The organism is Inquilinus sp. NPDC058860 (assembly GCF_042743185.1).
GTDB lineage: Bacteria > Pseudomonadota > Alphaproteobacteria > DSM-16000 > Inquilinaceae > Inquilinus.
The window spans coordinates 1-2,648 of the sequence record NZ_JBHYMS010000134.1; the positions used below are offsets into that span (position 1 = coordinate 1).

At 58.8% G+C, this 2,648-nt stretch carries 3 protein-coding genes; 2 read left to right on the top strand and 1 reads right to left on the bottom strand.

Going from position 1 to position 2,648, the window contains the following annotated elements:
- Positions 1-446: 446 nt before the first annotated feature.
- Complete coding sequence (locus ACFW16_RS36015) at positions 447-1,031, bottom strand: TetR/AcrR family transcriptional regulator (protein WP_380313912.1); 585 nt, start codon at positions 1,029-1,031, stop codon at positions 447-449.
- A gap of 84 nt (positions 1,032-1,115) precedes the next feature.
- Between ACFW16_RS36015 and ACFW16_RS36020 the strand changes: the two genes are divergently transcribed.
- A complete protein-coding gene (locus ACFW16_RS36020; protein ID WP_380313913.1) occupies positions 1,116-2,183 on the top strand; it encodes an aldo/keto reductase in 1,068 nt (355 codons plus the stop codon).
- A gap of 24 nt (positions 2,184-2,207) precedes the next feature.
- Positions 2,208-2,387 carry a hypothetical protein gene (locus tag ACFW16_RS36025; RefSeq protein ID WP_380313914.1) on the top strand — a complete coding sequence of 60 codons (180 nt, stop codon included), beginning with the start codon at positions 2,208-2,210 and terminating at the stop codon, positions 2,385-2,387.
- The last annotated feature ends 261 nt before the right edge of the window (positions 2,388-2,648 follow it).

A 2,648-nucleotide genomic window follows, 5' to 3' on the forward strand; every position in this document is an offset into this window, starting at 1 on the left:
CAAACGGATCGACGACTTGCTGCCATGGAATTGGCGGCCTCTCCGCCAGCTCGACCAAGCCGCCTGATCCGCGGCCATCAGCTCACGCGTACCAACTGTTGCCGTTCGCTCGCGCTTCAATTTTGGAGGGCTATAGCGTAGACGTAGTTCTCTGTTTCGTCGGCTTCGGCCCGCCAAACACCGCCGATTGCCCTCTATGGTGCGATATCGCCGCCGATCACCGCATCCCACCGGGTGAGATAGCAAGCCGCCGATTCTACGCTACAGCCCGATATATCTTTGAGAGCCGCAACGGCAGCTTCCGACCCCATTTCTGACGTTAGTCGCCTAAAAACGAAGGCGTGAAAGCAGGCATTACGGGCTTGCACCGCAACTATGCGCTCGCGGTACATGCAGACCCCGACGAAATGGTCACCCCGACAAGCGCTCCAGCAGAAGAGCGAGCTTCATGGTCCAGCACGGCCGCCCAGCTCGTCTTTGGCTCCCAACCCCCTGAAGATGAGTGCTATTATCCTCGCCGCCTGAGCGTCCCTCCCAGGGTGGGATGGAATTTGCCAAAGTACGCCGAGAAGCATCAAAACATCGTCGGCATTTGCACCGCGATCAATCGCATCCGCGGCCTCACATGCAGCTATGAGTAAACGCACGGCCAACACCATCTGCCGATAGGTCTCGCGTTCATCATCCTCAGAAGTGGCCCCTTGCAGAAGTTTTGCTACTCCGCGTTTCATCGCACTGGAATCTGCCAACTGGGCACACCATAGACGGAACGCCTCAAGCGGAGGATGCTCTTGCAAAAGTGTGGATGCGAGAGCCGCAACGGCGCTGATCTCCTTGCGATAAATGGCCAAGGCCAGAGCTTCCCGCGTCGGGAAGTGGCGATAGAGTGTGCCTTGCCCAACTCCGGCTGCCTTGCTGATAGCGCTGAGCGGCGTTTCGGGATCGGCGGTTAGAGCCTCCCGTGCCACCTCAAGTATGCGATCACGGTTGGCGCGGGCGTCTGCTCGCAATCCATCCTCTTCTACAGCCATATCGCCCCTTGACTAACCGGACAATTGTCCGCTACTTAGCTATAAACGGACAGTTGTCCGAATATAGCGAATGTGGAGATGGACATGCAATATGCCAAGCTCGGCCGGACGGGCCTCGATATTTCGCCTATCTGTATTGGCTGTATGGGGTTCGGGGACCCGTCGCGAGGTTACCCTTCCTGGTCACTTGACGAGGAAGCAAGTCGGCGCCTCGTTCGCCACGCACTTGAGGCGGGCATCAATTTCTTCGACACCGCCAATTTGTATTCAAATGGTTCCAGCGAGGAGTTCCTCGGGCGGTCACTGAAGGACTTTGCGCACCGCGAAAACGTTGTGATCGCCACCAAGCTCAGCGCACCAATGCGGGACGGACCCAATGGCACAGGGCTGTCGCGCAAGGCAATCATGACCGAAGTCGATATGAGCCTCAAGCGCCTGGGCACCGACTATATCGACCTCTATCAAATCCATCGTCGCGACAGGACTACCCCCTGGGAAGAAACGCTCGAGGCCCTGAACGATATCGTCAAGGCGGGCAAGGTCCGCTATCTCGGCGCATCGTCCATGAGGGCCTGGGAATTCGGCAAAGCGCTGCACCTGCAGAAATCCAACGGCTGGGCCCGCTTCGTGTCGATGCAGGATACCTACAATCTTCTCGACCGCGAAGAAGAGCGCGAGATGCATGCGCTTTGCATCGATGAAGGGGTGCAGACCATTGTCTATAGCCCGCTCAACCGTGGCCGGCTGGCCCGACCGTGGGGAGCGATCACGGCAAGGGCGGAAACCGAAGCCGTCTACAATCTGGGTGCAGCCACGGCCGACAGCGACAAGCTGATTGTCGACATGGTGGGAGCCATTGCGGAAGAACGGGGCGTCGGCCGGTCGATGATTGCGCTTGCCTGGTTGCGCCGCAATCCTGTGGTGGCAGCTCCGATAGTGGGTGCGCTGAAAGCAGACCATATTGACGACGCTCTGGCTTCGCTGTCGATCAGCCTCACCGACGACGAGGCAGCAAGGCTGGAGGCGCCCTATACGCCGCGGCTCGACCATCAGGGCGTGTCAGACCCGGCCATGCTGCGCCGCGCCGCCGAAGCAGCCACAGGGCACAGCATCAGCCGTCTCCCAGTCCGCGAACTGAGCAAGGTGACATGAACCTTGCTCGTTCTGGATACTTGCATGTCCATCTTCGAGGGCTGGTCTGCTTTCTGCATTCACCGCCTGAAGCTGATCGTCCGCTATCCACCCCCATTGTTGCCATTCGCTCGTGCCTTAATTTTGGAGGGCTATAGCGTGGACGTAGTTCTCTGTTTCATCGTTCTCGGCCCGCCATCGGCCGCCGATCGCGGCACAAATTGACGATCTATATCGTTATTTATCAATAAGATAGATCATCGGGAGGCAACTGTGCTGCGAGGCATGGTTCTCGCACTCCCGACCGCGTGCATCCGGGCATGATGGCCACCTATCGAGAGGGGGTGCGAGGTTCGAGAAGCAATCCGCTTTTTGCAACGCGTCGCCCGAAAAGTAACCCTCCGCCGGAGGCCGCCTTTGCGGGTTTGTCGGGTTGACCGAGGCTGAAGCGTTGGTTGACAGCGGCGGTGGTGGGAAGTGTCCACA

Excerpts from the sequence above, each read along its gene's own strand:
- ACFW16_RS36015 (WP_380313912.1), bottom strand. The coding sequence starts at position 1,031 with ATGGCTGTAGAAGAGGATGGATTGCGAGCAGACGCCCGCGCCAACCGT.
- ACFW16_RS36020 (WP_380313913.1), top strand. The coding sequence starts at position 1,116 with ATGCAATATGCCAAGCTCGGCCGGACGGGCCTCGATATTTCGCCTATC.
- ACFW16_RS36025 (WP_380313914.1), top strand. The coding sequence starts at position 2,208 with ATGTCCATCTTCGAGGGCTGGTCTGCTTTCTGCATTCACCGCCTGAAG.